The 26960-nt window shown below is 72.4% G+C and carries 27 protein-coding genes; 17 read left to right on the plus strand and 10 right to left on the minus strand.

Annotated features, from left to right (window positions below; all coding sequences use genetic code 11):
- Positions 1–16: 16 nt before the first annotated feature.
- Genes NYZ98_RS00980 through NYZ98_RS00990 form a run of 3 tightly spaced genes read left to right on the plus strand, consistent with a single transcriptional unit; the run spans position 17 to position 3110 of the window.
- On the plus strand, positions 17–544 hold the full coding sequence (locus NYZ98_RS00980; protein WP_262840490.1) for a PadR family transcriptional regulator: 528 nt from the start codon (positions 17–19) through the stop codon (positions 542–544).
- The gene (locus tag NYZ98_RS00985) at positions 541–1287 is read left to right on the plus strand and encodes an ABC transporter ATP-binding protein (RefSeq protein ID WP_262840491.1); all 747 of its coding nucleotides are present in this window, start codon (positions 541–543) and stop codon (positions 1285–1287) included. The genes NYZ98_RS00980 and NYZ98_RS00985 overlap by 4 nt, the downstream gene beginning before the upstream one ends.
- Positions 1288–1292: 5 nt before the next feature.
- On the plus strand, positions 1293–3110 hold the full coding sequence (locus NYZ98_RS00990; protein ID WP_262840492.1) for an FtsX-like permease family protein: 1818 nt from the start codon (positions 1293–1295) through the stop codon (positions 3108–3110).
- Between the two features lie 70 nt (positions 3111–3180).
- Here NYZ98_RS00990 and NYZ98_RS00995 read toward each other — a convergent pair whose 3' ends face one another.
- Both NYZ98_RS00995 and NYZ98_RS01000 read right to left on the minus strand, forming a co-directional pair.
- Entirely contained in the window at positions 3181–3774 is a 594-nt protein-coding gene (locus NYZ98_RS00995) for an LGFP repeat-containing protein (RefSeq protein WP_262840493.1), read from the minus strand.
- A 95-nt stretch (positions 3775–3869) separates the two neighbouring features.
- On the minus strand, positions 3870–4859 hold the full coding sequence (locus NYZ98_RS01000; protein WP_262840494.1) for a serine hydrolase domain-containing protein: 990 nt from the start codon (positions 4857–4859) through the stop codon (positions 3870–3872).
- Between the two features lie 285 nt (positions 4860–5144).
- Between NYZ98_RS01000 and NYZ98_RS01005 the strand changes: the two genes are divergently transcribed.
- From NYZ98_RS01005 to NYZ98_RS01015, 3 genes are all read left to right on the plus strand, one after another.
- Positions 5145–7034, plus strand: coding sequence for an ABC transporter substrate-binding protein (locus NYZ98_RS01005; protein ID WP_262840495.1), 1890 nt, complete (start codon positions 5145–5147; stop codon positions 7032–7034).
- Positions 7035–7095: 61 nt separating this feature from the next.
- Positions 7096–8520, plus strand: coding sequence for a serine hydrolase domain-containing protein (locus NYZ98_RS01010; RefSeq protein WP_262840496.1), 1425 nt, complete (start codon positions 7096–7098; stop codon positions 8518–8520).
- A gap of 44 nt (positions 8521–8564) precedes the next feature.
- Positions 8565–9314 carry a MerR family transcriptional regulator gene (locus NYZ98_RS01015; protein WP_380706834.1) on the plus strand — a complete coding sequence of 250 codons (750 nt, stop codon included), beginning with the start codon at positions 8565–8567 and terminating at the stop codon, positions 9312–9314.
- On the opposite strand, the gene NYZ98_RS01020 is transcribed toward NYZ98_RS01015, so the two are convergent.
- Positions 9271–10542 carry an MFS transporter gene (locus NYZ98_RS01020; RefSeq protein WP_262840498.1) on the minus strand — a complete coding sequence of 424 codons (1272 nt, stop codon included), beginning with the start codon at positions 10540–10542 and terminating at the stop codon, positions 9271–9273. The genes NYZ98_RS01015 and NYZ98_RS01020 overlap by 44 nt on opposite strands.
- A gap of 315 nt (positions 10543–10857) precedes the next feature.
- Between NYZ98_RS01020 and NYZ98_RS01025 the strand changes: the two genes are divergently transcribed.
- The 3 genes from NYZ98_RS01025 to NYZ98_RS01035 all read left to right on the plus strand — a co-directional run bounded on the left by NYZ98_RS01025 (position 10858) and on the right by NYZ98_RS01035 (position 14339).
- Complete coding sequence (locus tag NYZ98_RS01025; protein ID WP_262840499.1) at positions 10858–12705, plus strand: RiPP maturation radical SAM C-methyltransferase; 1848 nt, start codon at positions 10858–10860, stop codon at positions 12703–12705.
- Positions 12702–13217, plus strand: coding sequence for a DUF5825 family protein (locus NYZ98_RS01030; protein ID WP_262840500.1), 516 nt, complete (start codon positions 12702–12704; stop codon positions 13215–13217). The genes NYZ98_RS01025 and NYZ98_RS01030 overlap by 4 nt, the downstream gene beginning before the upstream one ends.
- 255 nt (positions 13218–13472) lie before the next feature.
- On the plus strand, positions 13473–14339 hold the full coding sequence (locus tag NYZ98_RS01035) for an alpha/beta fold hydrolase (RefSeq protein WP_262840501.1): 867 nt from the start codon (positions 13473–13475) through the stop codon (positions 14337–14339).
- Positions 14340–14428: 89 nt separating this feature from the next.
- Here NYZ98_RS01035 and NYZ98_RS01040 read toward each other — a convergent pair whose 3' ends face one another.
- Both NYZ98_RS01040 and NYZ98_RS01045 read right to left on the minus strand, forming a co-directional pair.
- Entirely contained in the window at positions 14429–15226 is a 798-nt protein-coding gene (locus tag NYZ98_RS01040) for an inositol monophosphatase family protein (RefSeq protein WP_262840502.1), read from the minus strand.
- 30 nt (positions 15227–15256) lie between these two features.
- Entirely contained in the window at positions 15257–15958 is a 702-nt protein-coding gene (locus NYZ98_RS01045) for a carboxymuconolactone decarboxylase family protein (RefSeq protein WP_262840503.1), read from the minus strand.
- Between the two features lie 74 nt (positions 15959–16032).
- On the opposite strand from NYZ98_RS01045, the gene NYZ98_RS01050 reads away from it, so the two are divergent.
- The 4 genes from NYZ98_RS01050 to NYZ98_RS01065 all read left to right on the plus strand — a co-directional run bounded on the left by NYZ98_RS01050 (position 16033) and on the right by NYZ98_RS01065 (position 20566).
- Positions 16033–16674, plus strand: coding sequence for a TetR/AcrR family transcriptional regulator (locus NYZ98_RS01050; RefSeq protein WP_262840504.1), 642 nt, complete (start codon positions 16033–16035; stop codon positions 16672–16674).
- Between the two features lie 180 nt (positions 16675–16854).
- Positions 16855–19161: a xanthine dehydrogenase family protein molybdopterin-binding subunit gene (locus tag NYZ98_RS01055; protein WP_262840505.1), complete on the plus strand. Its 2307-nt coding sequence runs from the start codon at positions 16855–16857 to the stop codon at positions 19159–19161.
- Positions 19158–20087, plus strand: a complete 930-nt coding sequence (locus NYZ98_RS01060; protein WP_262840506.1) for an FAD binding domain-containing protein — start codon at positions 19158–19160, stop codon at positions 20085–20087. The genes NYZ98_RS01055 and NYZ98_RS01060 overlap by 4 nt, the downstream gene beginning before the upstream one ends.
- A complete protein-coding gene (locus NYZ98_RS01065; protein WP_262840507.1) occupies positions 20084–20566 on the plus strand; it encodes a (2Fe-2S)-binding protein in 483 nt (160 codons plus the stop codon). Before NYZ98_RS01060 ends, NYZ98_RS01065 begins: the two co-directional genes overlap by 4 nt.
- Positions 20567–20569: 3 nt before the next feature.
- Here the strand turns inward: NYZ98_RS01065 and NYZ98_RS01070 are convergent, their stop codons facing one another.
- The 5 genes from NYZ98_RS01070 to NYZ98_RS01090 all read right to left on the minus strand — a co-directional run bounded on the left by NYZ98_RS01070 (position 20570) and on the right by NYZ98_RS01090 (position 24933).
- The gene (locus NYZ98_RS01070) at positions 20570–21373 is read right to left on the minus strand and encodes an ABC transporter permease (RefSeq protein ID WP_262840508.1); all 804 of its coding nucleotides are present in this window, start codon (positions 21371–21373) and stop codon (positions 20570–20572) included.
- Positions 21370–22335, minus strand: coding sequence for an ATP-binding cassette domain-containing protein (locus tag NYZ98_RS01075; RefSeq protein WP_262840509.1), 966 nt, complete (start codon positions 22333–22335; stop codon positions 21370–21372). Before NYZ98_RS01075 ends, NYZ98_RS01070 begins: the two co-directional genes overlap by 4 nt.
- 131 nt (positions 22336–22466) lie before the next feature.
- Positions 22467–23315 (minus strand): DUF4097 family beta strand repeat-containing protein, encoded by an 849-nt coding sequence (locus tag NYZ98_RS01080; protein WP_262840510.1) that lies wholly within the window; start codon positions 23313–23315, stop codon positions 22467–22469.
- Between the two features lie 90 nt (positions 23316–23405).
- Complete coding sequence (locus NYZ98_RS01085; protein WP_262840511.1) at positions 23406–23969, minus strand: hypothetical protein; 564 nt, start codon at positions 23967–23969, stop codon at positions 23406–23408.
- 61 nt (positions 23970–24030) lie between these two features.
- Positions 24031–24933, minus strand: coding sequence for an alpha/beta hydrolase (locus tag NYZ98_RS01090; protein ID WP_262840512.1), 903 nt, complete (start codon positions 24931–24933; stop codon positions 24031–24033).
- 89 nt (positions 24934–25022) lie between these two features.
- On the opposite strand from NYZ98_RS01090, the gene NYZ98_RS01095 reads away from it, so the two are divergent.
- From NYZ98_RS01095 to NYZ98_RS01110, 4 genes are all read left to right on the plus strand, one after another.
- Entirely contained in the window at positions 25023–25226 is a 204-nt protein-coding gene (locus NYZ98_RS01095; protein ID WP_262840513.1) for a hypothetical protein, read from the plus strand.
- Between the two features lie 263 nt (positions 25227–25489).
- Entirely contained in the window at positions 25490–25837 is a 348-nt protein-coding gene (locus NYZ98_RS01100; RefSeq protein ID WP_262840514.1) for an AMP-binding enzyme, read from the plus strand.
- Positions 25827–26591 (plus strand): DinB family protein, encoded by a 765-nt coding sequence (locus tag NYZ98_RS01105; protein WP_262840515.1) that lies wholly within the window; start codon positions 25827–25829, stop codon positions 26589–26591. Before NYZ98_RS01100 ends, NYZ98_RS01105 begins: the two co-directional genes overlap by 11 nt.
- Positions 26592–26647: 56 nt before the next feature.
- Positions 26648–26896, plus strand: coding sequence for a serine protease family protein (locus NYZ98_RS01110; protein WP_262840516.1), 249 nt, complete (start codon positions 26648–26650; stop codon positions 26894–26896).
- Positions 26897–26960 lie beyond the last annotated feature (64 nt).

Here is a 26960-nt window from a genome sequence, read left to right on the forward strand (position 1 = left end):
GGTTAGAGGGGGTGCCATGCGGCAGGAAGTGGTGCTGGCGATGCTGGCCAAGGAGCCGTCGCACGGCTACCAGTTGCGCGCCCGGCTGCGCGACGCGCTCGGCCCGCTCGGCGAGGCGATGAACGCCGGGCAGATCTACGTCACGCTGACCCGGCTGGAGAAGGCCGGCCTGCTGGCGGCCGACAGGCCCGCCGACGGCGCCGACCGGTCGGATCGCAAGGTGTACGCGCTCACCCCCGAGGGCCAGCGGCGGGTCGCCGAATGGATCGCCGAGGTGAGCTGGCCGAGACCCGACCTCGCCGAGTTCCATCTCAAGCTGATCGCGGCCGCGTCGGCCGGGCTGGCCGACCCGATCACCATCGTCGACACCCAGCGCCGCGAGCTGCTGCGCCGGCTGCGTGACGCCCAGCGCGCCGCCATGGCCGAGCCCGACCGCTCGGACGCGGCGCTCTTGCTGGAGGGCATCGTGCTCCGGCTGCAGGCCGACCTGCGCTGGCTCGAGGCCTGTGAGCAGAACTGGACCCACCCAAGGAGTGGCTCGTGAGCGACACCGCCGGCACGCCCCTGCTTCGCGCCCGAGGGCTGCGCAAGGAGTACGGCAAGGGGGAAGGACGGGTGCGCGCCGTCGACGAGGTCGACCTCGACGTCGGCGCGGGCGAGACGGTGGCGATCATGGGGCCCAGCGGCTGCGGGAAGTCCACGCTGCTGCACCTGCTCGGCGGGCTGGACCGGCCCTCGCGCGGAGAGGTGTCGCTGAACGGCCGCCGCATCGACGACATCGGCGAGAAGGCCCTGGCCCGGCTGCGCAGGACCGCCGTCGGCTTCGTCTTCCAGTCCTTCCACCTGATGGAGGAGCTCACCGCCGTGGAGAACGTCGAGCTGTCGGCGCTGCTGGCAGGACGCTCGCCCCGGGCCGCCAGACGGCGCGCGGAGGAGCTGCTGGAACAGGTCGGGCTCGCCGGCCGGGCCCGGTTCCTGCCCTCCGCGCTGTCGGGTGGCCAGCGGCAGCGGGTCGCGGTCGCCCGGGCGCTGAGCAACGAACCGCTGGTCGTGCTCGCCGACGAACCGACCGGCAATCTGGACAGCGCCGCCACCCTGGACGTCCTGCGGCTCTTCGAGGGCCTGCACGAGGCCGGTCAGACGCTGGTCATCGTCACCCACGACGTGCGGATCGCGGCAACCGCCGACCGGATGATCTCGATGCGCGACGGCGTGCTCGTGGACGAGACCAGGTTGACCGGCGGCACCACCGGGCGGCTCGGCGCGCTCGCCGGGCTGGGGGACTGACGGCGATGGGCCGCATCCTGCTCGTGTGCCGCCTCGCCGTGCGCGACCTGCGGCGGCGCCGCGTCGAGGCCGCGCTACTGCTGCTGGCCATCATGGCGGCCACCACGACGCTGACCCTGGGGCTGGTCCTGCGCGACGCGGCCGGCGACCCCTACCAGAGCACCCGGGAGGCCACCAGCGGGCCCGACGTGGTCGCCGGAGCCGGCCGGGCCGCGGGGCTGTCCGGCCTTGAGGAACTGGCCGGCGCCCCCGGCGTCGCCGGGCACAGCCGGCCGTACCCGGTCGCCCCGGCGACACTCCAGACGTCCGGCCGGACCTCCGACGTGCAGGCCGTCGGACGCGACGCCGCGCCCGCGCCGATCGACCAGCCCAAGGTGGTCCAGGGCGGCTGGGTCCGCGACGGCGGCGTGGTGGTCGAGGCCGCCTTCGCCGACGCGCTCGGCGTGCGCGCCGGTGACCAGGTCACCCTGGACGGCCGGCGGTTCGAGGTTACCGGCGTGGCCGTCACCGCCGCCATGCCGCCCTACCCGGGCTCGTCCTGCGTCGTCGCCACCGGGTGCGTGAACGGCGTCGTCCCCGACGGCAGGACATTGCCCGAAGAGATGCTGCGCAATCCCGGACTGGTCTGGCTCACCCAGGCGGACGTGCGGAGCCTCGCCCCCGATCCGGGCTCCCTGTCGTATGTGATGAACCTGAAGCTGACCGACCCCGGCCAGGCCCAGGCGTTCGCCGACGCGAACCAGGGCGGCGCCCTGTTCGTCCAGTCCTGGCAGGGCATCCTCGAGGACGCCACCGAGCTGGCCAGGGACTCCCAGATCCTCCTGCTGATCGGAGCCTGGCTGCTCGGCCTGCTCGCCGTGGCCAGCCTTTCCGTGCTGGTCGGCAGCCGGATGGCCGACCAGACCAGACGCGTCGGGCTCCTCAAGGCCGTCGGCGGCACACCGGGCCTGGTCGCCGCCGTGCTGCTCGCGGAGTACGTCCTGGTGGCCCTCGTCGCCGCGGCGGCCGGGCTGGCGGTCGGGACGCTGGCCGCCCCCTCGCTCACCGAGTCCAGTGCGGGCCTCGTCGGCGGCGCGGGCACCCCGCCGATGACCGTGTCCACGGCCGGACTGGTGACCGCCGTGGCCCTCGGGGTCGCGGTGGTCGCCACCGTCGTCCCGGCCGTGCGCGCCGCCCGCTCCAGCACCGTCGACGCGCTGGCCGACGCGCCACGCCCGCCCCGCCGCGTCGGCTGGCTGATCGCGGTCTCGGCCCGGCTGCCCGTGCCGCTGCTCCTGGCCTCGCGGGTCGCCGCCCGCCGGCCGCGACGGGTCGTGCTGGGGGTGGTCAGCATCGCGGTCACGGTCAGCGGGATCTACGTCCTGCTGGTGCTCAACGCCTTCCTCGGCTCCCAGCCGCTCACCGGCGGATACGACGACGCCCAGGTGGAGGTGCTGCGCCACGTGCTCCTGGTCTGGACGGTCATCCTGCTGTCCCTGGCGGCGGTCAACGCCGTCGTCATCACCTGGGCGACGGTGCTGGACAACCGGCATTCCTCGGCGCTGGCGCGCGCCCTCGGCGCGACCCCGCGTGAGGTGAGCGCGGCACTGGCGGCCGCGCAGGTGCTGCCCGCGCTCGCCGGCGCCGCCTTGGGGGTGTTCCCTGGCGGCTTCGCCCTGTTCGCCGCGATCAACGCGATCACCGGCGGCGACAGCGACCGGGTCACGCTTCCCTCCCTGTGGCAACTGCTCGCCGTGGTGCTGGCGACCGTGCTGGTGGTGGCGGCGCTCACCTCGGTGCCCGCCCACCTCGGCGCCCGCCGCCCGGTGACCGAGACCCTTTGAGCCGGAACGCCCGGGGGCCCGGCGTGCCGGAGTCGCGTGCCGCCGCGACTCCGGCGCCCAGGGGCAGGGTTCACAACCGGCCCGGCAGCGACCATCCACCGCAGTCGGAGCCGAGCTGGAAGAGCCCGCTGTCGTCGCACCCCCGGACCGAGAAGTAGTGGACGGGACCGCTGCTTCCCACGGGGTCAGGTCCCGGCCCGGTCATCGGCCTGCTGAAGCCGCCATTGAACGGGTCACGGCGCTTCACCTTGTACTTCGTGACCTCGTCGTTGCTGAACGAGTAGCGGACCTCGAAGAAGTCCCAGTCCCGTCCGGTCGGCCCCCACTGGAAGACGGCCCGGTCGCCGGATTGGAACACCCGGATCATCATTCGCGGCCCGAGTGCCGGGGACCAGCCGATCTGGCCGTTGCGGAAATCCTGCCGGCGGGCCTTGTTGGCGGCGAAACCGTACTCGGCGCGGGTGGGGCAGCCGAAGACACTGTTCTCACCGCCCACGGCCCGCCATTTCTCGCCGATCAGCCCGAAGGGCTGGAACGCGGGATTGCAGGCGGTGGACGTCGTGGCGGCCGTCGTGGTGCCGCCGGCGTGGGCGGGAGGCCCCAGCAGCATGGTCGCGGAAAGCGCGAGGGCGGCCGTCGTCGAAAAGCAGAGTCGGCGGTTCATGGTGTACTCCTGCGGATCCTCATCGGGAATCGTCCTTTCGAATGGAGTTCTCGTTTTGTCATCGGGTCGAATTCGCTGCTCACCGGAACGGCTCGTCAGCCGGAGCTGTACGCCGCCCGGCGCAGTGTGTTGTCGAGGTCGAGGCGCGCGGAGTCGGTCAGGTTCCGGTCGTAGGTGACGGTGACCGAAATCCCGTTGTCCCACATGGCGAAGAAGGAACTGAACTGCTGGGGAGTGGTCACGGTCGAGCTCCAGCTGCCGTGATGGAACAGGTTGCGGCCCGTCGCCGTGCGCACCACGAACATTCCGAGCGAGGCCGTGGGGCTGCTGGAATTGGCCAGGGCGATGATGAAGTCGTGACCCGCCTGACTGAGCAGCCCGGACCGGGGGTCGTAGGCCCGCGCGAACATGGCGTACTCGACCGCGGAGATCTCCCAGCCGCCGAACGCCCCCAGGGCCCGCGTGCCCGGACCGATCCTGGCGTTCGGCGCGCCACGCGGAGCCAGCGCCGTACGCCGGCAGTAGGACTCGTAGGACTCCTGAGTGATCGTTTGGATGATGTAGCCGAGAATGGCGTAGTTGATGTTGTTGTAGATCTCGCTCACGGGCATGGTGAGGAGATGCTCTGCCAGCGCACGGCGGATCAGGATCACGTCGGAGGAGTCGGCGTTGGGGACTCCGACCAGTCCTGAGCCCTGGGACGTGTCGATGTAGATCCTGCTCCGGTGCCGGAGAAGCTGCTCGACGGTGATGTTGGCGACCCCCGGGGACCACGGTCCGGTGGCGTCCAGAAAGCTCGGCGGCAGCGAATAGAGCGCCGTTCTGAACCCCGCCAGCCGGCGGTCGTCGATGAGCGACAGGAAGCACACCGCGGTGATCGCCTTCGACAGCGAGGCGACGTGAGCGGGCGTTTCCGCCGACATCTGGTTGTACCCGTAGGAGCCGACGAGCCGGTTGTCGCGCATCACCGCCATGCCCGCGTTGCTGACTCCGTTGACGGCCATCCACGTGCCGAGGGCGGAGTTGATGCGATCCTGGACGGTGGTCTGGGCCCGGGCGGGACCGGGCGCCCAAACGACAACCATCACCGCCGTCATGGCGACGGTCAGGAGACGCCTAGCCTGAGCGATCATTAGCCGACCTCTCGGAAAGGGCCGCCGAGCGGCCTGGGAAGGTGAACTGCCAGGTGGGGGATGTCTGCCTGGCTCCACGTTCGCCTGACGGGAGAGTGTCCGGCGATGTGACCGGACAAAGTTAATTAATGTCGGTGAATTCGCAGGTGGCGCTCGATAGGCTGAATTATGGGGAGAGTGTCCGGCGGCGCCGGACACTCGGAAACGGGCGGAATCATGATCTGACGGGGCGGTCAGATGGGATCTGAATCGGATTTACGACCGGCGTTCGCGCGGCGGCTACGGGCGCTGAAGGACGCGGCGCAGATGTCGGTCCGCGAACTGGAGGTCGCCAGCGGCCGCACGCCGCGGCGCCGCGCGGGACAGGAGCCGCTCCGGCTGAAGCGCAGCACCATCGACGGGATGATCAGCAAAACCCGGCCGGTGTGCCCGCAGCAGGAGCATTTCGAGGTGTTCGTCGACACCTGTCTGCTCCGCGTCGAACAATCGCACCGGTCGCCGCCCCGCGGGTTCGGCGACCGCCGGGCATGGGACGCGGCCTATCGGGACCTGCTGGTGGGAATGGCCGGGGCGCGCAGCACGAGCCGGCTGGCGGCGGAGGCGGTCATCCGGCTGAGCGAGGCGAACCCGGCTCCGGCCGGCGACCACGGCGACCACGACGACCACGACGACCACGACGACGGTGACGCGGCCGGCGCGGTCACCACGTACCGGGAACCGGAGACCTTCACCGCGGTCGGCACGTACCGGGGGCCGGAGACCTTCGGCCCGGTGGCGGGGTCAGGGGCGGTGCGGCCGTCAGAGGAACAGATCCTCAGTCCCGCGAGCCCTCCGCCCAGGGTGTCCGGCCGGCGCCGGAGGAGCGACCTGGCCAAGGGGGTCGGCGTGCTCGCGCTGACCGGCGTGGCCGTCGCCGCCTGGGCCCTGTCGCCGCTGTCCAGGAACGGGGCGGGGGGCGCGCGGGCGACGATCGCCCCGGCCGTGGGCGGCGACGGGGTGCTGCGGCTGGGGGCGCTGGTGCCCCAGAGCGGCGGCCTGCAGTTCTTCAACCGCCCGATGGCCGCGGGCGTCCGGCTGGCCATCGCCGACATCAACGCGGCCGGCGGGGTGTTCGGCCGCAAGGTGGTGGGGACCGAGGCCGACGCGGGCGACTCCGACGACCGAGGCGCCCAGGCCCTGACCCGGCTGGTCGCGGGAAAGGCCGATGTCATCATCGGTCCTGTCAGCTCCTCGGCGTCGCTGGCGATGCTCGACCAGGTCAAGAACGCCGGCGTCGTGCAGATCTCGCCCACCGCGACCTCCGACCGGCTCACCGACGCCGACGACGACGGGCTGTACTTCCGCATGGCGGGACCGGACGCCATGCAGGGCGACGTCCTCGGAGGGCTCATCCGCGCCGACGGCGGACGGCGGGTGGGCATCCTCGCGCTGGACGACTCCTACGGGACGGGGCTGAGCGGGCACATCCGCAGGTCGCTGGAGCGTCATGGCGTCGGCCGCGTCCACGTCGAGACCTACGACACCTCCGACGCGAGCTACATCACCGAAGTGCGGAAGATCAGGGCCGCCGACCCCGACGCGATCGTGGTGGTCGGCTACACCGAGACCACGGCCATCGCCCGCGAGCTGGTACGGCAGGGGCTCGGCGCGCGCGGGCACAAGTGGTACTTCACCGACGGCTACCATTCCTCCGGCGAGAGCACCCGCCTGCCCCGGGGCACCCTCACGGGGGCCAAGGCGACCCAGGCGGGCGCCGAGGTGGCCGGCGCCTTCCAGCAGCGGCTGCTCGCCGTCGACTCCGCGCCCACGGACTTCACCTACGCGCCGGAGGCCTACGACGCCACCATCGTCGCCGCCCTGGCCACCGTCGCCGCCGGCCGCGACGACCCGAAGGTCATCGCCGCCACCATGGCCGGCGTGACCAGGGGCGGCGAGCGGTGCACCGACTTCAGGACCTGCGCCGGGCTGCTGGCCGCCGGCCGGGACATCGACTACGACGGCGCCAGCGGCCCGATCGACTTCACCGACAAGGGCGACCCCGCCAAGGCGTCGATCGGGGTGTTCCAGTACAAGGCCGACAACACCTACGTGACCCATTCCCACACGCTCGGCGAACTGCCGGCCTGAAAGGTCCGGCCCGGCCGTGCCCTTGACCTTGCCCCTGGGGGAAGGTTCGACGATGCTCCCCATGCACACGAACGCACTGCGCACCGTCCAGGCCCAGATCCGCGAGCAGGCCGCCGCCTACTGCGAGTCCAGCGGCGTCCCCGGGTACGTCGCCGGTGTCCACCACGCAGACGAGCAGATCATCGTCGCCCACGGCACCGCGAACGTGGCCACCGGCGCGCCGATGCTCGAAGACACCGGGTTCCTGTTCGGCTCCGTCACCAAGGTCCTGACCACCACGCTGGTCCTGCGGCAGGTCGAGCGGGGACTGCTGGACCTCGACACGCCGGTGGTGAGGTACCTTCCCGAGTTCGCCCTCTCCGTGCCGGGCGCGGCGGACAAGATCCTGGTCCGCCATCTGATCTCCCACACCAACGGCATCGACGCGGACCTGTTCTTCCCCGACGCCAGGGGACGCGACGCCCTCACGACCTACGTCGACGGCCTCGCGAGCGGCTGCGGCACCCTGTTCGAGCCCGGCGAGCAGCTCAGCTACTCCAACGGCGGCATGATCGTCGCGGGCCGCCTGCTGGAGGCGGTAACCGGCGTGCCCTTCCCCGACCTGCTCCAGCGCGACATCTACTCGACCGTCGGAATGCAGGACTCCAGCACCTCGGCCGAGCAGGCCATCCTGCGCAGCACGGCCGTCGGCCACTTCCCCGATCCCGAGACCATGGCGGCCAGGCCCACCGGCATGTTCATGCTGCCGGAGACCTGGGGCCCGGCCGGTGGCACGCCGATCGGCACCGTCGCCGACCTGCTGGCCTTCGGCCGCACCCACCTCGCGGGCGGTGTGTCCCCCTCAGGCGCACGCGTCCTGTCGCCGGCGTCGACCGCGCTGATGCAGCGGACCTCGCACGACATGGCGACCCCGAACGTCCCGCCGATGGGCCTGGGATGGGTGCGGTACCCGTTCGGCGACACGACCGTCCTGGCCATGTCGGGCGCGTCGCCCGGCGGCGTGGCCATCCTGTGCGTCGTCCCCGGACACGACCTGGTCTTCACCGCCTTCGGTAACACCTCGGGGGCGATCATGCTGCACGACCGGATCCTGCGGTGGCTCCTGAGCGAGCATCTCGGCGTCCGGATCCCTGCTTTGATCACCGGCCGGGAGCAGGACGTCGACCTCACCCCGTACGCGGGCACCTACCGCTCCGACCAGCTCCGCATCGACGTGAGCATCGCCGACGGCGGGCTTGAGGAGCGCACGACCTACGAACCGGCCGACGAATCGCAGGAGCGGATCTTCACCCGGTTCTCCGGCGGCATGACCTCCGCTCCGCCGCGGCGTTACGTGCCGATCCGGCCGGGCCTGTTCGCGCCCGCCGGATATCCGGTGGAGACGTTCGACGGATACCTGCGGCTCCTGCTCGTCTCCTACCACGACGTCCGTGACGGCCAGGCACGCTTCCGCAACGGCGGCGGCCGCCTGACCCGGCGGGCCTGAGCGCGTTCCGAACACCCTGACCACCGAGTGGGAGAATGTCGAGAGTGATCACGATTGGCCGGCTCGCGCACTACGCCGGAGTGACCAGCAAGACCATCCGCCACTATCACGAGCGCGGTCTGCTCGCCGAGCCCGACCGCGACTCCTCCGGCTACCGGCGCTACACCGCCGCGGACGCCATCGAGCTCGTCAAGATCAGGACCTTGGCCGACGCGGGCGTGCCGCTGGCCCGTGTCAAAGTCCTTCTCGACGCCGACCCGGACACGCTCGCGGCGGCCATCGCCGAGATCGACCACGACCTCCAGGACCGCATGGCGCGGCTGGCGCGAACCCGCGACCGCCTCGCCCGGCTGCGCGGCGACGACCGGCTCTTCGTTTCGCCGGAGGTCGCCGGCCACCTCGACGATCTGCGCGAGCTCGGTGTCAGCGAGCGCCAGGTGCGCATGGAACGCGACGGGTGGATCCTCATGCGAACCGCCTCACCCGAGGACGCCGCCGTGTGGATCGCCGAAAAACGCGAGTTCATGGCCGATCCCGAGTTCCGTGCCCTCTACCTGGAACATGACGACGCCTACGACTGGCCGCCCGACGATCCCCGCCTCCCCGCCCTCGCCGACCGCACCAGGGACTGGTTCGCCCGGCACCACAGCGAATCCGAGACCCGCCCCGTCCACGACCCGACCATCGCCGACCTGGCCGCGCGGTCCCAGCCCGGAGCCTCGTCCCCGGCCTGGGACCGCCTCGCCCGGCTCATGAAGGGGACCGGCCTCGATCGACCGGACCCCTCGGCCTGATCGAATTCCGTTCGGGCCAGGAGGGTGAGAAGCGCTCCCGCCGGAACGCGGCGGCCAGCGGGAGACCGAAGGCGATGCCGGCGGCGCCGAGCGTCGCGATGGCCGTCGCCGGGGTCAGGAGCTCGGCGAGCGCCCCGCCGAAGATCATCCCGGCGCCCTGCGCGGCGATCAGGATGGATCCGGCCAGACCGACCGCTCGCCCGCGCATTCCCTCGGGCACGATGCGGACGAACTCCGCGTTGATCGCGACCTGGTACGCCATGAGCGCGCCGACCAGCCCCAGCAGCACGAACGAGAGGACCAGGCCCGGTCGCAGCAGGAAGCCGAGCAGCGGGACGCTGGCGAGCACGGCGAGCGGGCCGCTGTGCCGCAGCCGGGCCTCGGGGCCGGCCAGGCGGCAGAACACCAGGATGCCGATCACGCTGCCGGCCGGGATGGCCGTCATGAGCAGGCCCGCGGCGGCCGGCCCGGCGCCGAGCCCCGCGGCGTACGGGACCGCGAGCGCCTCCGGCGCCAGGTAGAACCCGGCGAGCAGGGCGAGCCCGAGCAGGCTGCGCAGCCGAGGGTCTCCGAGGATCAGCCCGGCGGCGCCCCCCGACCAGGGCCTCGGCCCCGCGCCGTCCGGTGGCGGGGCGGGGCGCCGGCGCAGGCCGGCGCCCACGATCAGCGCCGAGGCCAGGAACGTGCCGGTGTCCACCACCAGGGCGATGTGCGGTCCCGTCAGGGCGATGGCGACCCCACCGGCCCCGAAACCGGCCAGGTTGGTGACCTGGCTGGTCATGTGACCGAACGCCACGCCGGTGACGTAGCGATCCGCCGGCAGCAGGTCCACCGTCACGGCCATGCGGGCGGCCCTCGCCGGCGCCTCCAGCAGCTGCACGACGAACAGCAGCACGCACAGCGGCGCCAGCGGCATGCCGGGAACGGCCATCGCGGCGACGAGCACGGCCCGGCCCAGATCACACCACACCATGACCTCGCGGCGCGGATGACGGTCGGCCAGGCCCGACAGCAGCGGGCCGCCCAGCAGGGCGGGCAGGTAGGTGAGCGCGTAGGTGAGGGCCGTCAGGGCCGCCGACGCGGTCCGGGCGTAGACGAGCACGGCCAGCGCCACCCGGGCGAGCTGGTCACCGGTCTCGGAGAGCGCCTGGGAGATCCACAGCATCCGGTACTCGCGGACCGCAAGTACCCCGAGAAACCCCCGCCGATAACGGGCCGGCACACGCATCGAGGTGGCCTTTCTCTCTGGGTAATAAGGTGATCGGTCCTGTTAATAAAGCGGGCGTCCCCGGAGCCTGGACGACATCAGTTAACCAGCTGTATTCTCACCTTGGAAAGGAGGGGATCAAATTGATGAAAACGACGATTCTGCACAGCAACATTCTCGGTGGCGTCACCTGGAACCGGAACACCTCGGCCACCAGGTCTTTGTGACGTAAGTACGCCGATCGGCGGTGAGCCGCCGAAACTCCCGCCGCCCCCCGCGGCGTACCGGACCGACGGCTCACACCCGGGAGCGATAATGCGGTTGATCCTAGCCTCGATGCCCTGGGCCGACCTGCACAGTCCCTCGCCCGCCATGGGAATCCTCGGCGCCAGGACACGCGCGGCCCGCCCGGGCACCGAGGTCACCGAATATCACGGCGCCATCCGCTGGGCCGAATATCTGCTCGCCGCCACCAATGGCGAACTCACGCCGGAGGATTACGCGCGCATCGCGGACGACGCGCCGAGCGGACTCGGTGAATGGATCTTCGCGGGCGCTCTGAACGGCCGGCCTGAATGGCGGCTGAAAGAACTCAGGAGCGGCGTCGTACGGCAGTCGGACGCGGAAATCGACGTGGCGGTCAGAATGCGCCGGCTGGCCGATGGATTCGTCGAACAGGCGGTCGCCGAATTACTCGCCACGGCCCCCGACGTCGTCGGTTTCACCACGACCTTCCAGCAGAACACCTCCTCCCTGGCCGTCGCCGGACGGCTGAAGCAGGTGCGGCCGTCGACCCGCGTGGTGCTGGGCGGCGCCAACTGCGAGGGACCGATGGGCGCGGCGCTGCACCGTAACCACCCCTTCGTGGACTTCGTCGTGCGCGGTGAGGGCGAGCTCGTCTTCCCGAGGCTGCTCGACCGCATCGCCGCCGACCAGGACGCCGCCGGTCTGGAGGGCGTCTGCTGGTGGCGGGACGAGCGGTCGATCGCCAACCCGGAGTCCCCGAGCCCCGTCCCGGTGGAGGTGATCCCCGTCCCCGACTACGACCAGTGGCAGCGGGTCATCGAGGCGTCGCCGGTGCTGAGCTACGGCTCGCCCTGCCTGCTGATCGAGGCCTCCCGAGGCTGCTGGTGGGGCGAGCGCCACCACTGCACCTTCTGCGGCCTCAACGACGCGATGATCAAATTCCGCAGCAAGCCCCCGGACCGGCTCTGGGCGGAGCTTTCCGGCCTGGTGCGGCGCCATCAGATCCTCGACGTCTTCTTCACCGACAACATCCTGGACCTGGCCTACTACGACGAGGTGCTCCCCCTGGTGGCCGCAAGCGGCTGGGACCTGCGGATCTTCTTCGAGGTCAAGTCGAACATGCGCCCGGGGCAGCTCGAACGGCTGGCGGCGGCCGGCGTCGTGGAGTTGCAGCCCGGCATCGAGAGCCTGTCGAGCCGGGTGCTCAAGCTCATGGACAAGGGGGTGACGGCGACGGCGAACCTCCGGCTCCTGCGCGACAGCGAGGCCCTGTCCATCACCGTGACGTGGAACTACCTGTACGGCTTCCCCGAGGAGCGCGCGGAGGACTACCTGCAGGTCATCGCCCAGCTGCCCGCGCTCGTGCACCTGCAGCCGCCCCGGGCGGTGGCCCGCGTCGCACTGGAACGGTTCAGCCCGTTCTTCGAGCGCCCCGAGCTGGGGTTCGCTACCCGCAGCCCCAAGCCGTTCTACGGCCTGGTGTACGACCTGCCGGAGGCCGAACTCGGCGATTTGGCCTACTACTTCGACTGCGAGGAGGCGGGGATCACCGGGGACCCGGAGCGCACGCTGCACGAGGCGGTCGGGCGGTGGCAGCGCGCGCACCCCGACTCCACCCTCGTCGTCAGCGAGAACCCCGGCGGGTCCCTGCTCATCGCCGACCGGCGGCAGGGCTGGCCCGTCCGTGACCACGTCCTGACGGGCTGGCACGCGGCGGCCTACCGCGCCCTGGAGCGGGGCCGCTCGGCGAAGGCGCTCACCGACCGTCTCACCGGGGACGACGGCTACGCGGTCGACCCGGGCACGGTCTCCGCGTGGCTGGAGACCGCTCACCGCGACGGCCTGACCTACGACGACGACGGCACCTTCGTCGCCCTGGCCACCCGCGGCGTCCCCCTGCGCGCCTACGCCCGCCCCGACGCCGTGGAGGTGCGATGATCGAGGTCGAGCGGCCGGTACGGCTGGACGCCGCCGACGGGCAGGCCACCAGCCGCTTCGTGGCCTGGTTGCGGGACCGGCTGTCGGAGGGCCTGGCCGTGGCCTGGCGGGCGAGCCTCGATCCACGGCTGGACGCCTCACCGTTGTACCACCTCCCCCCGCCGCTGCCCGAGGGCCCCGGCGAGCAGGACCCGGCGCTGGTCCGCTGGCGGGCGAGCTACCGCCCAGGGGTCTGCTTCTACCGCGTCGGCCCCGGCTTCATCCAGGTGAAAGACCTCCGCGGACCGGGGGGACCGTCCCGGTACACACTCACCCAGGACCCCTACCTCAGCCTGTTCACCCGGTGCCTGACCCCCACGCTCCTGACGGACCTCACCGAGGACGCCCGCCGGATCGCCGACGCGCTGCTCGCCGAACGCCTGCTGATCGCCGTCGGCGCGCCCGGGGACCGATGGGTCACCACGCTGCCCTCGCGCATGCGCCGCTGGCCGGTGCCCAGCTACCTCATCTGAACCGGACGGCGCCGGCCGTCCACGGCGCCGTCGACATCCGCCACCACCCCTGCCGCCCTGGAACGCTCGGTCGGTCCGGAGGCTCGGCCGCTCCCGTAGGTGGCCGTGTTAGGCCAGGTCAGCGGCCGGGTAGGGCCCCGTGCGCGATCACCGCGAGGGGCGGCCCGGCTCCGGTCCCGCGATCCGCCGCGAAACCCGGCTCGCTCCCGCGCGAGGGCCGGGCTCCGTCCGCTGAGTGGAATCCGGGGGTTCGTCATGGTTCCCGTGCGTCACTTGACCGCGACCGTCGAAGGGCGGCGCGTCTTCTACCGCGAGGCGGGCCCCCGCGAGGCCCCGGTCGTCGTGCTGCTGCACGGCTTCCCCACCAGCTCGCACATGTTCCGCCACGTCATCCCCGCCCTGGCCGACCGGTATCACGTCATCGCGCCCGACCACATCGGCTTCGGCCGGTCCGACGCCCCGGCCGCGCGCGAGTTCCCGTACACCTTCGACGCGCTCGCCGACGTCACCGCCGGGCTCCTGGACCGGCTCGGCGCCGGCGCGTACGCGATGTACGTCCAGGACTACGGCGCCCCCATCGGCTGGCGCCTGGCCACCCGATCCCCCGGCTCGGTGACCGCGATCATCTCCCAGAACGGCAACGCCTACACCGAGGGGTTCGTCGACGCCTTCTGGAGCGGCCTGTTCGCCTACGCCGCCGCGCCGGGCCCGGACACCGAGCCTCCCGTGCGGCAGGCACTGACCCCGGCCGTGACGCGCTGGCAGTACCTCCACGGCGTGCCCGACGAGAGCCTGGTCAGCCCGGACACCTGGACCCACGACCAGGCGCTCCTCGACCGTCCGGGCAACGACGAGATCCAGCTCGCGCTATTCCGCGACTATCCCGCCAACGTGGAGCTCTACCCCGCCGTGCAGGAGTACTTCCGCACCTCGGGGGTGCCGCTTCTGGCGGTGTGGGGGGCCAACGACGAGATCTTCGGTCCCGAGGGCGCCCGCGCCTTCCTGCGGGACCTTCCCCGCGCCGAGGTCCACCTGCTCGACACCGGCCACTTCGCCCTGGAAAGCCACCTGGACGCCATCACCGGCTACATCCGCGGCTTCCTCGGCCGGGTCCTGCGCTGACGCCGGGTCCTGCCCCGGCCGAATTCAGCGGGTCCCTGCGCCGACCGTGCTCACCGCGGGCCCTGTGCCGACCGTGCCCCCCGATGGGCTCAGCGTGCCTGATTCGCGGTCATCCGCAGCAACGCGGCGTGCGTCTCCTGGTCGGCCGCCACGATCAGCCCGCCCGTGCCGGTGTGCGGCGGCCGGCCGTCGATGCCGGTCACCACGCACCCGGCCGCCTGGCACAGGGCGATCCCGGCGGCGAAGTGCACGCTGTCGCGCAGATGGCCGTCGGTGACGTAGGCGGCCCGCCGGCCGGCGGCGACCCAGGCCACCGCCAGGGTGGTGGAGACGACGCGCGGCCGGAACAGCGCGACGAACTCCGGGTCGGCGAGCAGGCGGACCGCACGGAATCCCGGCTCGTTCGGGAACGGCGGATCGAGGTTGACGTCCACCAGCCGTGACAGGGGCGAGGGCCGCAGTTCCTCGTCCACGTCGTCCCTTCGGACGTGCGCGCGTTCGCCGTCCGTCCAGAACACCTCGCCGGAGAACGGATCGGCCGACGCCGCGGCGGTGACGCCGGTCCCGACCCGCAGGGCGACGTTCACCGCGACCAGCATGCTCCGCGCGGCGTAGTTCAGCGTGCCGCACAGGGGATCGACCAGCCACATGCGCCCGGTGCCGCCGGCGCCGGTGCGCCCGCTTTCCTCGCCCGTCACGGCGTCATCCGGCCGGGCGGTGAGCAGGACGTCCAGGATGACCTTCTCGGCTTCGAGATCGGCGGCCGTGGCGAAGTCACCGGCGGACTTGTCGTACCGCGTCAGCGACTCCCCGTACATGGCGCGCACCACGCCGGCCCCCGCCCGCGCCGCGCGTACGGCCAGTTCGGCGTCGGTTTCAGCGATCATGTCCGGCATGGGAGCAGGATAGCGACAGGGTCAGGTGAAGACGGCGCCGGTGTAGGGCTCGGTGAGCAGGGCGTCGAGGGCGCGGAGGCCGCGCCAGGCCTTGGTCATGCCGAACTGTGCGGCGAACCGCACGACGGCGCGCACGTCCCCGGGTGTGGCGCCGGCGCCGAGCGCGCGGGTGACGTGGATGCGGAAGCTCTCCTCCAGGGTCTGGTAGAGCACGTCGACGGTCATCGTGGCGAAGGCGCGCTCGCGCACGCTCAGCCGCGTCATGCCGGCGCGCATGCGGGACTGCAGGTCCATGTAGTCGGCGAACCCGGCGTCCAGGCCGCGCATGGCGCCGCGGACCGGCCCGGGGATCGGGCTTCCCGAGCCGCCGGCGTTCACCTCGTGGCCGGGTTCCGCCGGGCCCGGCAGGCCGTGCTCGCGTTCGATGGCGGTCAGGCGATCCAGTGCGGCCAGCGCGGCGGGGTACCCGCTGTCGTAGGAGACGAAGCGGAGCATCTCCCGCAGGTCGTCGGCGGTCAGGCCGTGGTCCAGGCCCATCGTCACGTGGAGCTCGAAGGGCAGCCCGAGGGTCTGCTGGCAGACGTCGGCGACCAGGCACAGCAGGATCTTCTCCCGGGTCGTCAGCTCGGGGATCCCCTCCCACAGGTGCCGGTCGCCGGCGGCGTTCATCTCGGCGAACACCGGGTCCAGCGCCTTCACCCTGGTCTCGGACGGAACGTGCATGGCGGCGCCTCCATAATTGAACGGCTGTAGCGCTACGACTGTAGCGCTATGGGTGTGCCAATACAATGCGGTCCATGGACGTGACCTCCCCGGGCCGGGGCCGCAACCCGCGCGGCCAGGGCGAACGGCTGCGCCAGGAGATCGTCTCCGCCGCGCTGCGGCTGCTCGACGAGCTGGCCGACGACCAGGCCCTGTCGCTGCGCGCGGTGGCGCGGGAGATCGGCATCGCCGCGACCTCGGTCTACATCCACTTCGCCGACCGTGACGCCCTGGTGCTCGCCGCCCTGGAACGCTGCCACCAGGACCTGCTCCAGGCCGTCGACCGGGCCGAGGCCGCCTCCGCCGATCCGGTGGCCAAGCTGCGCGCCCGCACGCTGCTGATCGGCACCTGGGCCCACCAGCACCCCGGCCTGTACAAGGTGCTCCACGAGAGCACCCTCAACCAGCGTGAGGACATGTCGTTCAAGCAGGCGCTGGCCGACCGCACCACCGCCGCCGTCCAGCGGTGCATGGACGCCGGGGCCGCGCCGCCCGGCGACGCCGCGACGGTCTCGTTCGACCTGAGGATGGCCGTGCACGGCACCGTGTCGCAGCGCGTCAACCACCCGAACCTCACCTGGCCGCCGCTGGAGGAGCAGATCGACCGCTACCTCACCAAGCTCGTCGGCGTCCCGCCCGCGTCGTTCCCCGAGCGCGCGGGTCCCGGCGGGCCGTGACAGTCGACACCGGCCCATGGTGCCCGCGTGACCGGGGATTTCTCCGCCACTGATTAGCATCCGAATCGGAGACGTCCGCCAGGTCGGCCGGCCGTCTCCGCAAGGGGATGGGTGCCCATGCCCACGACGGCCGGCGACCCGTCGGCGAGCCGACCCGCCGCGAGGCGCGGAGGTGCGTTCATGCGGCGGTGGGCCAGGCGCGAGGACGAACGGCTGCTGACCGGCCGGGGCCGGTACGTGGCCGACATCCGGGTGCCGGGCTGCCTGGACGCGGTGTTCGTCAGGAGCGGCGTCGCCCACGGCGTGCTGCGCGAGGTGGACTGCACCGCCGCCCGCGAGGTGCCCGGGGTGGCCGGGGCCTGGTCCGCGGCGGACCTGATGGACCTGCCCGCCTGCCCGCACGCCGCCGGCGACCTGCAGGACCTGCCGCCGGTCCCCCGCACGGTGGCCGTCGGCCTGTCCCCCGAGGAGGCGGTGGCCGGCCGGGAGTGGCCGGTGCTGGTGAAGGACCGGGTGCGCTACCCCGGCGAGGCGGTCGCGGTGGTGCTGGGCGAGGACCGCTACCGGGCCGAGGACGGCGCGGCCGAGGTCACCTTCCGTATCGATCCGCTGCCGGCGGTGGTGACGCCGTCCGCCGCCGCTGAGGACTCGGTCCGGCTGTTCGACGGCCTGAGCAACATCGCCTTCGAGGGGTCGGCCGGCCGGCCGATCGATGAGGCGGTGTTGCAGGGGGCGGCGGTCGTGGTGGAGGCCCGGTACCGCCAGCAGCTCCTCATGCCGACCCCCATGGAGTGCCGGACGTTCCTCGCCGTGCCCGAGGCGGACCGGCTGACGGTGTGGGCGGGGCACCAGATGCCGCACCGGCTCCGCCGCGAGCTGGCCGCGCTGCTGGAGTGGCCGCCCGACCGGGTCCGCGTGGTGGTGCCGGACACCGGCGGGGCCTTCGGTTCCAAGAGCGCGTTGTTCCCTGAGTACGTCGCGGTCGCCTTCCTGGCGGTGCGGCTCGGGCGTCCCGTCCGGTGGATCGAGGACCGCCTGGAGTCCATGCTGGTCGCGACCCGGGGCCGGGGGCAGGACCAGCGGGTCAGGCTCGCGGCCGACGCCGAGGGCCGGCTGCTCGCCTACGAGCTGACGATCGACGCCGACGTGGGCGCCTACCCGCACCTCGCCGTGGGGCTGCCGATGCAGACCGCCTGGATGGCGACGGGGCCGTACACCACCCCCCAGGTGCGCGCGACCCTGCGCTCGGTGCTGACCAACACGATGGTGACCTACCCCTACCGGGGCGCGGGCCGGCCGGAGGCGACGGTCGCGCTGGAGCGGTCGATGGACGCGCTGGCCCACCGGCTGGGGCTGGACCCGGCCGAACTGCGGCGGCGCAACCTCATCCCGCCCGCGAGCTTCCCCTACCGGACGCCCACCGGGCGGTGCTACGACAGCGGGAACTACGCCGCCGCGCTGGACCTGGCGCTCACGACCCTGGACTACGACGGGTGGCGGGCCGAGCGGGCCCGGCGCCGGGCGGACCCGGCCGCCCTCCCGCTGGGCATCGGCCTGGCCTGCTACGTGGAGCGTTCCGGCGGCGAACCGGGCGGCCTGCACGAGTTCGGCGGCGTCGAGGCGCGCGAGGACGGCACGGTCGTCGCCAGGTCGGGCACCTCCTCCAGCGGCCAGAGCCACGAAACGGTCTTCCCGGCGCTGGTCGCCAGGACCCTCGGCGTGGACGAGGCGCGGGTCCGGCTGGCCGAGGGGGACACCGGCGAGCAGCCGCAGGGCGTGGGCTCCTTCGCCAGCCGCTCGGCGCAGGTGGCCGGCGCCATGTTGGTGCACGCCTGCGCCCTGCTCGTCGGCCGGGCACGGGAGCGGGCCGCCGGGCTGTGGGAGGTGCCGGTCGGGGAGGTGGCCTGGTGCGACGGCGCCGTGCACGCGGGACCGGCCGTCATGGACCTGGCCGAGCTGGTGAAGCTGACCGGTCCGCTGCGGGTCGACGACCGGTTCGCGGCGGGCATGGCGTTCCCGTTCGGCGCCCACGCGGCGGTGGCCGAGGTCGATCCGGAGCTCGGCACCGTGCGCGTGCTGCGGCTGGTGGCGGTGGACGACTGCGGGACGGTGCTCGACCCCGTGGTGGTACGCGGGCAGGCGTTCGGGTCGGCCGTCCAGGGCATCGGCCAGGCGCTGTACGAGGGCTTCGCCTTCGGCGAGGACGGCGTCCCGCTGCTGGCCGGCGCCCTGCTGGACTACCTGCTGCCGACGGACGCCGAGGTCCCGCCGATCGAGATCAGGGACACGCGCACGCCGAGCCCCGGCACGCCGCTGGGCGCCAAGGGGGCCGGAGAGTCGGGCTGCATCGGCACCCCGGCCGCGATCGTCAACGCCGTGGCCGACGCGCTGCGGATCGCCGACCCCGGCCTGCTGGGGACGCCGCTCACCCCCGAGACGGTCTGGCGGGCGGCCCGCGCCCCGAAGCTCCCGGAGCGGCCGGTATGAAGCCCGCCGCCTTCGACTACGTCGCGCCGCGCACGGTGCGCGAGGCCGTCGAGGCGCTCGGCGCCGGGCGCGACGCCCACGTCCTGGCCGGCGGGCAGAGCCTGATCCTGGAGATGCGCCTGCGGCGCGCCCGCCCCGAGGTGGTGGTCGACATCAACCGCGTCCCCGGGCTCGGCCGGCTGAGCGTGGACGGCGGCACGCTGCGGGTCGGCGCCCTGGTTCGCCATGACGCCTTCGAGGCGGCGGGCGCCGTGCCGGGCCCGCTCGGCACGCTGTTCTCCCTGGCGGTCGTCACCATCGCCCACCCGCCCATCCGCTCCCGGGGGACCATGGTGGGCAGCCTCGCCTGGGGGCACCCCGCCTCGGAATGGTGCGCCGTCGCGGTCGCCATGGACGCCGTCCTCGAGCTGCGGGGCTCCGGCGGGGCGCGCGAGGTCGCGGCGGGCGGCTTCTTCCACGGCCCGTTCCAGACCGCGCGGCGGCCGGACGAGCTCGTCACCGCCGTCCGGTTCCCGCTGCCCGGCGCGGACACCGGGGCCGGTTTCGCCGAGCACCGGCGCACGCACTTCTGCTTCGCCCAGGTGGCCGTCGCGGCGACGCTGACCGTGCGCGGCGGGCTGGTCGCCGAGGCCAGGATCGGGCTGGTCAACGCCGCCGACCGGCCGGTCCGGGCGCGCGCCGCCGAGCGGGCGCTGCTCGGCGCCGAGGTCGTCCTCCCCCCGGCCGGCCACCGGCTCCCCGGCGGCCATCCGTTCGCCCGCGCGGGCGAGATCGCCGCGACGGCGGACGCCGCGCCCGTGGCCGAGCCGTACGCCGGGGTGGACTACAAGCGGCACGCCGTCGCGGTCCTGGTGGGCCGGGCGCTGCGCCAGGCCGCCGAGGACCAGCGGTCGCGTGCCGCCGTGCATCGGGGAGGGCACCGATGAGGATCACCGTCCGGGTGAACGACCGGGAGTACCGGCTCGACGTGGAGCCGAGACGGATCCTGGCCGACGTGCTGAGGGAGGACTGCGGGCTCACCGGCACGCATCTCGGGTGCGAGCACGGCGTCTGCGGCGCGTGCACGGTGCTGGTCGACGGCGCGGCCGTCCGGTCGTGCCTCATGCTGGCCGTACAGTGCGACGGCGGCGCGGTGCGCACCGTGGAGGGGCTGGCGGGCAGGGACGGGGAACCCCACCCGCTCCAGCGGGCCTTCTCGGCCGAGCACGCCCTGCAGTGCGGCTTCTGCACGCCGGGCTTCCTGATGGCGGCCGCCGGGGCGCTGGAGGCCGACCCCGCCGTCGGCGAGGACCCCGAGCGCGTGGCGGCCCTGGCCGGGTCCGGCATCTGCCGGTGCACCGGCTACGAACCCATCCGCCGCGCGATCACCCGCGCCGCCCGCGAGTGGCCGCGCCCCGCGACCTGAGCGTCAGCGGCTGACGGACCTTTTGTACAGGCGCGTGGCCAGGGGCACGAACACCACGAGGATCAGCACCGACCACAGCAGGGACGCCGCCACCGCGTGCTGCAGCGGCCACGCGCCGGGGACGCTCTTGCCGGGGATGGTGTTGCCGAAGAGCTCGCGCTCGGCCTGGATGATCGTGGAGACGGGGTTCCATTCGGCGAGGGCCTTCAGCGGCCCGGGCAGGCGGGCGCTGTCGACGTAGGCGTTGGACAGGAAGACCAGCGGCAGCGACACGATGGTGGCGACGTTGTTGAACACCTCGGGCGTGCGCAGCGCCAGGGCTACCGCCGCCGTCACCCAGGAGAACGCGTAGGCGAACAGCAGCAGCGCCACGAAGCCCAGGACGGCCTCGTGCGGCGCCGAGTGGATCCGCCAGCCGATCCCCAGGCCGACCAGCGTCATCACCACGACGCCGGTCACGTTCATCAGCACGTCGGAGGTGGTCTGGCCGATCAGCACCGCCGACGGTGACATGGGCAGGGTGCGGAACCTGTCGAAGATGCCCTTCCGCAGGTCCAGAGCCAGGGTGTAGCCGGTGATCTGCGCGCCCATGATGACGGACTGCACGAAGATCCCGGGGATCATGTACTCCTGGTAGGACATGCCCGGGATGTCGATCATGCTGCCGAAGACGTAGGCGAACAGCAGGACGAACACGATCGGCAGGATGATCACGGCGCCGAGCTGGTCGGGCGTTCTCTTGATCTTGAGGGCGTTGCGCCTGGTGATGGTCATGCCATCGGCGATCACCATCTGGAGGGCGTTCATCGGCTGTGCTCCTTGATCTTCTCGGTCGCCTCGCGGCCGGTCAGCGTCAGGAACACGTCGTCGAGCGTCGGCCGGCGCAGGCCGGCGTCGCGCACGGTGACGTGCTCGGCGGCCAGCCCGGTCAGCGCGGTGGTGAGCGACGCGGCGCCGTTGGTCACCGGGACGGTCACCCGCATGGCGGTGGTGTCGGTGCGCAGGTCGCCGACGGCCAGCGGTGCCAGCGCCCGCCTGGCGGTCTCGAGGTCGGCCGGGCTGGCCATGGTCAGCTCGATCCGGTCGCCGCCGACCTGGTCCTTCAGCTCGTCGGCCGTGCCGAGCGCGATCACGCGGCCGTGGTCGACCACCGCGATCCGGTGGGCGAGCCGGTCGGCCTCCTCCATGTACTGGGTGGTGAGCAGCAGCGTCGTCCCGCCGGCGACGAGCTCGGCGATGACGTCCCACAGGGCCGCGCGGGCCCGAGGGTCAAGGCCGGTCGTGGGCTCGTCGAGGAACAGCACCGGGGGGCCGGCGACCAGCGCCCCGGCGAGGTCGAGGCGCCGCCGCATGCCTCCGGAGTAGCCCTTCACCGGCCGGTCCGCGGCCGTGGTCAGGTCGAAGCGTTCGAGCAGTTCCCGCGCGCGCTCCTTGCTGCGCCTGGTGCCCAGGTGGTAGAGCCGTCCCACCATCTCCAGGTTCTCCGCGCCGGTGAGGTGGTCGTCGACGGCGGCGTACTGCCCCGAGGCCCCGATGCGGGACCGCAGGCGGTGGGCGTCGGCGACGACGTCGAACCCCGCCACCGTCGCGCGTCCGGCGTCCGGCTTCAACAGCGTGGTCAGGATCCGTACTGTCGTCGTCTTGCCTGAGCCGTTCGGCCCGAGCAGCCCGAACACCGTCCCGGCGGGGACCGAAAGGTCCATGCCGTCGAGGGCGACCACGTCGCCGTACTTCTTGACCAGGCCTTCGGCCACTATCGCGGGGGGCATGAGCCTTCTCTTTCCTGCGTTTTCGCACGCGGCCTGGTACGGCCGCCGCGGGGAGGGATCGCCGGGGGGTCGGCTCCGGCGGATGACGATCACCGGGGGATCAGCTCCGGCGGATGACGATCACCGGGAGGTCAGCTCCGGCGGATGACGATGTCGCCGTTGGAGGTCCTGGCGCGCAGCTCGACGGTGTCGCCGGTGTCGCCGGCCGGCCCGGGGCCGTCGCAGGGGTCCAGGGAGACGCGCACGGTGCCGTGGCTCGTCCGCACGTCAAGGAAGGCGGCGGTGCCCTCGCGGACGCCGGCCTCGACGTCGCCCGAGGAGGTCTCCAGCACGACCGCGCCGCGCACCAGCTCGCCGACCCTGACGTTGCCCGTCGCGGTCCTGGCGCCGACGCCCGCCAGCGCGCGGCCGACGGTGATGTCGCCGTAGGCCGTCTTCAGCCGCAGGTCGCCGGTCACCTCGCCGAGGGTGATGTCGCCGTTGGCGGTCTTGATCACCGCGGATCCGTCGATCTCGCGGATCCGGATCTCGCCGTTGGCGGTGGTGGCGTCGGTGTGCCCGGCCCGGATCACCGTGATGTCGCCGTCGCCGGTGTGCAGCCGCAGCCGACCGGTCCTGTCGAGCCAGATGTCGCCGCCGGAGGTGGAGAAGGCGCACTCGCCGAGGCGGCCCTCGCAGCGGAAGTCCCCCGCCGTCCTGGCGTCGACGCGGGAACCCGACGGCAGCTCCACCCGCACCTCGGTCGAGCCGCCCCACCACGACCACGGGCGGCCCGCGGACTTGGGCGCCCGCACCAGGAGCCGGCCGTTGGAGTACTCCACCTGGGTCTGTGCCGCGCTCCGCGCGTCGGCTTCGTCGGACTCGTCCTTCGGACGTATCTCCACGACCGTGTCGGTACGGTCGCTCGCGTGGATCCGGACGTCGGCGTCCGCGAGCTCGATCGCGGCGAAGATCGGTTCCGGGGTGTCGAAAATCGGCATGGCGGTGCCCCCACGAGGCGGTGACGGGTGTCCCGGCCACCGGGACTGGACGACGGGACGGATGACGGGTGATGGGATGGACCGCCCGCGCTAGCGCACCCAGCCGGTGTAGTGCCGTTCCCCCCGGGACGCCTCGCCCCACTCGTCCGCCGGGCCCGCGCCGGGGCCCCCGTCGCCGAGCGCCCCGGACACCGCCCGGACGAGCCAGGCGTTGACCGACAGCCCCTCCCGGCCGGCCGCCTCCTCGATGCGCGGCTTGAGGTGGTCGGGGACGCGGAGCGAGATCCGTGACGTGCCGCCCTCGTCGGCCTCGGGCACGGGCGGCCGGACGCCCATCGCGACCTCCACCGCGCCCGCCAGCGCGGACCTCAGGCTGGTCACGACCGGCGCCCCCGTGGCCGGCCGGTCCGACGGCGCCGGGGTGACCAGGAAGTCGGGGTCACGCCCGCGCAGCCGGATCTCGACCGAGCCGGGCGCCAGGTCGCGGGTGATCTCGCCCGCGGCGGCCGACAGGGCCTCCATCAGGGTGAGCCGGACGGCCGACTCGAGCGGCGAGGTGAGCCGCTCGGCGAGCGCGCGGGCGTCCGGGCCGCCCGCCTCGGCGGCGACCGTCAGCTCGCGGCGGAGGTTGTCGACATAGGGCGTGAGGTCCATGACGCCACTATGACGCCATCTTGGCGCCACCGCAACCCCCAGATGACGCCAACCGACGTCACTACCCCTGTTCGGCCAGGCCACGGCGCAGGGCGGCACCGAGTTCGGCGAGCTGCCGCTGGGACACCTCGGCGGACAGGATCGCCTGCGACCCGTGGAAGGTGCCCGGCCACTGGTGCAGCTCGACCGTGACGCCCGCCCGCAGCAGGCGCAGCGCGTAGCCGATGCCCTCGTCGCGCAGCGGGTCGAACTCGGCCGTGGCGATGTAGGCGGGCGGCAGGCCGGACAGGTCCGTGGCCCGGGCCGGGGCGGCGTACGGTGTGGCGGTCGCGGAGCCGAGATAGGCCCGCCAGATGGCCGCCAGGTTGTCCGCGTCCAGCCGGGGGGTGGCGGTGAAGTTCCGCGCCGACCACGTCTCCCGCCGGTCGTCGAGCATGGGCTGGTTGAGAAGCTGGTACAGGATCGCCGGTCCACGCTCATCGCGGGCCCGCAACGTCAGCGCGGCCGCGAGGCCGGCGCCCGCGCTCATGCCGCCGACGGCGATCCGCTTCCGGTCGGTGCCGGCCGCTGCGGCGTTCCCGGCGAGCCAGCGCAGGACGGTGTAGGCGTCGTCGAGGGCGGCCGGGAACGGATGCTCGGGCGCGAGGCGGAAACCCACCGAGACCACCACCGATCCGGACGCCTCGGCGAGCCGGGCCGCCGAGGGATGCTCGGTGTCCAGGTCGCCCACGACGCCACCGCCGCCGTGCAGCCAGACGATGGCGCCCCGCGCGGCGTGCGGCCGGTAGACGCGCACCGGCACGTCCGGGTCCCCCGGCACCGTGCGGTCGCTCACCTCCATCGCCGAGGTGTCCGGCGCCGGCAGCGAGGCCACCAGCCTGGCGGTGGTCGCCCGCTCGGTGACCAGGTCGCCGTAGTCGGGCCGTGGGATCAGCGGGACGAAGGCAGCGAGTTCGGGGTCCATGCCGGCCATCCTCCCGGTCACCGGCCCGAAGGTCATCCGCCATCCGTCGGGCATCCCGCCCCGATCGCGCGCCGACCGGCGCACCGGCCGTGCCTATCCTGCTGACATGGAGGCACTCGCCCGTACGGCTGTCGCACCTGGATTCCCACGTCGAAGGCGCGATCCGCGTCGTGATGTTCTACGACACGCTGATGCGACGGCGGGTGGACCTCCCGGCGCTCGGCCGGGCCTCGGCGGGCTTGGCCGAGTGCGTGACCGCGATCCGGCTCCACGGCACGGCCCAGGACTCCTGAAGCTACGGCGAGCCGCAAGGTAGAGCTTTGGTGCTCGTCAGCGGGCCAGCTCTATCTCGTTGGTCTCGGCCGCTGTGGCGTGTTCGTCGTGGTCGCGGAGCATGCGGTGGTCGATCTTCATCTTTCACTCCAAGTTCGTCGTGATCTCTTGCTGATTTCCAAGCTAGGGACGCGGCCCCGCTTCCGGTATCGGGCGATTGCCCGGTCCGCCTGAGTCCGGAGCGTCGGTCTTTGTCGTAGTGGTCGGGGTCGAGGTCGGCGAGGTGGAGCACAACCTGCGCGCATGCCGAGGCGTGGTCGACGCGGCGGCACTGTTGCGCGAGGACACCCCGGGCGGCGCGGCCATCGTCGCCTATCTGGTCGGCGAACAGCGACCCGACGAGCTGCTCACGAGCCAACTGGGTAGTTGGCTACCCGCGCCGATGATTCCACGCGTCTACGTCTGGCTGGACGAGATGCCTCTCAATCGCGCGGGCAAGATCGATCGTCGAGCGCTCGCCAAGATGCTCGATCCCGCACTCCCCCACCCGGACGCAACACGCAACCCTCACGTTGTGCCATTCACTGGCGCGGGCGGGACGGATACGGGAAACTGTCCCGATGCCTGCTGAGTACACCCAAAGTGACCAGTTCCGTGGTGCCCGCATCCACCTGTGCGACCTCTCCGGCCTCGAGATTCGCGACTGCGACGTCACCGGCCTGAAGATCGTGGACTGCTATGGGGGCAACGTCTCCCTCGGTGGCGGCTTCGAGCGTGTCGTTGTCAACGACGTCGACGTGACCGCCTACGTCGAGGCCGAGCTCGACCGGCTGCATCCCAACCGGGTGCTGGCCCGTGAGGCCACGTCCGCCGCCGAATACCGGGCCGCTTGGGATGCCATCGAGAAGCAATGGGAGGAGACGCTTGACCGCGCCAGGCGCCTACCCGAGGCGAAGCTGCACGAGCAGGTCGACGGCGAGTGGTCGTTCGTCGAGACGCAGCGGCATCTGCTGATGGCCAGCGATGCCTGGATCGGCAACGCCGTGCTCGAGGAGGACGCGCCGTACCACCCGTTGGGCCTTCCTGGCGGCGGGATGCCGGCCGAAGCATCGGCGAAGCTCGGGCTCACCCTCGATGCCACCCCGACGCTCGACGAGGTACTCGCGCCGCGGCTGGCCCGCATGGCCACGATGCGCCGGGTCGTCGACGAGCTCACCGAGGCCGAGCTCGATCGGGTGTGTGGTCGCAAGCCGGCGGACTCATATCCGGATCGGGAGTACGTCGTGCGCCGCTGCCTCATGGTGGTGTGCAAGGAAGAGGCCGAGCATCACCGGTATGCGGTCCGCGACCTCACCGTGCTCGAGGCCGGTGCCCGAACCGAGTGAAGGCGCGTCCCGGCAATGGACGGCGATCTCGCGATCCTGCGCTTGACCAGCCCATCTTGCTGTCGGAGCCCCTCATCGCACCCGCACGGCCCAGCCAGGGCGCGGTGCCGACCGGCGAGGTAGTCACGACCGGCTACGGAAAGACCAGCAATGCGGGCTTCCCCAACGAACGACGCGAGGTCTTCCTCGATGTCACGCCGCGGTGGACCTGCGAAGGCATCTACCAGTTCGTGAAGCCGATCACGCCCGGAATGAACTGCACCCGCAAATCCGGCCAGACGGCCGGAGCATGCGGCACTGGGTGATGTCGTCATCGGAATCGTCTCCTGAAATATCTCTGGCCAGTGCGGCAACCCGACCTATCCCACC

The organism is Sphaerisporangium corydalis (assembly GCF_025506355.1).
Lineage (GTDB): Bacteria > Actinomycetota > Actinomycetes > Streptosporangiales > Streptosporangiaceae > Sphaerisporangium > Sphaerisporangium corydalis.

Coding starts and splice junctions, on each gene's coding strand:
- NYZ98_RS00980 (WP_262840490.1), top strand. CDS start 17: ATGCGGCAGGAAGTGGTGCTGGCGATGCTGGCCAAGGAGCCGTCGCAC.
- NYZ98_RS00990 (WP_262840492.1), top strand. CDS start 1,293: ATGGGCCGCATCCTGCTCGTGTGCCGCCTCGCCGTGCGCGACCTGCGG.
- NYZ98_RS00995 (WP_262840493.1), bottom strand. CDS start 3,774: ATGAACCGCCGACTCTGCTTTTCGACGACGGCCGCCCTCGCGCTTTCC.
- NYZ98_RS01000 (WP_262840494.1), bottom strand. CDS start 4,859: ATGGTTGTCGTTTGGGCGCCCGGTCCCGCCCGGGCCCAGACCACCGTC.
- NYZ98_RS01005 (WP_262840495.1), top strand. CDS start 5,145: ATGGGATCTGAATCGGATTTACGACCGGCGTTCGCGCGGCGGCTACGG.
- NYZ98_RS01010 (WP_262840496.1), top strand. CDS start 7,096: ATGCACACGAACGCACTGCGCACCGTCCAGGCCCAGATCCGCGAGCAG.
- NYZ98_RS01020 (WP_262840498.1), bottom strand. CDS start 10,542: ATGCGTGTGCCGGCCCGTTATCGGCGGGGGTTTCTCGGGGTACTTGCG.
- NYZ98_RS01025 (WP_262840499.1), top strand. CDS start 10,858: ATGCCCTGGGCCGACCTGCACAGTCCCTCGCCCGCCATGGGAATCCTC.
- NYZ98_RS01030 (WP_262840500.1), top strand. CDS start 12,702: ATGATCGAGGTCGAGCGGCCGGTACGGCTGGACGCCGCCGACGGGCAG.
- NYZ98_RS01035 (WP_262840501.1), top strand. CDS start 13,473: ATGGTTCCCGTGCGTCACTTGACCGCGACCGTCGAAGGGCGGCGCGTC.
- NYZ98_RS01040 (WP_262840502.1), bottom strand. CDS start 15,226: ATGATCGCTGAAACCGACGCCGAACTGGCCGTACGCGCGGCGCGGGCG.
- NYZ98_RS01045 (WP_262840503.1), bottom strand. CDS start 15,958: ATGCACGTTCCGTCCGAGACCAGGGTGAAGGCGCTGGACCCGGTGTTC.
- NYZ98_RS01050 (WP_262840504.1), top strand. CDS start 16,033: ATGGACGTGACCTCCCCGGGCCGGGGCCGCAACCCGCGCGGCCAGGGC.
- NYZ98_RS01055 (WP_262840505.1), top strand. CDS start 16,855: ATGCGGCGGTGGGCCAGGCGCGAGGACGAACGGCTGCTGACCGGCCGG.
- NYZ98_RS01060 (WP_262840506.1), top strand. CDS start 19,158: ATGAAGCCCGCCGCCTTCGACTACGTCGCGCCGCGCACGGTGCGCGAG.
- NYZ98_RS01065 (WP_262840507.1), top strand. CDS start 20,084: ATGAGGATCACCGTCCGGGTGAACGACCGGGAGTACCGGCTCGACGTG.
- NYZ98_RS01070 (WP_262840508.1), bottom strand. CDS start 21,373: ATGAACGCCCTCCAGATGGTGATCGCCGATGGCATGACCATCACCAGG.
- NYZ98_RS01075 (WP_262840509.1), bottom strand. CDS start 22,335: ATGCCCCCCGCGATAGTGGCCGAAGGCCTGGTCAAGAAGTACGGCGAC.
- NYZ98_RS01080 (WP_262840510.1), bottom strand. CDS start 23,315: ATGCCGATTTTCGACACCCCGGAACCGATCTTCGCCGCGATCGAGCTC.
- NYZ98_RS01085 (WP_262840511.1), bottom strand. CDS start 23,969: ATGGACCTCACGCCCTATGTCGACAACCTCCGCCGCGAGCTGACGGTC.
- NYZ98_RS01090 (WP_262840512.1), bottom strand. CDS start 24,933: ATGGACCCCGAACTCGCTGCCTTCGTCCCGCTGATCCCACGGCCCGAC.
- NYZ98_RS01105 (WP_262840515.1), top strand. CDS start 25,827: ATGCCTGCTGAGTACACCCAAAGTGACCAGTTCCGTGGTGCCCGCATC.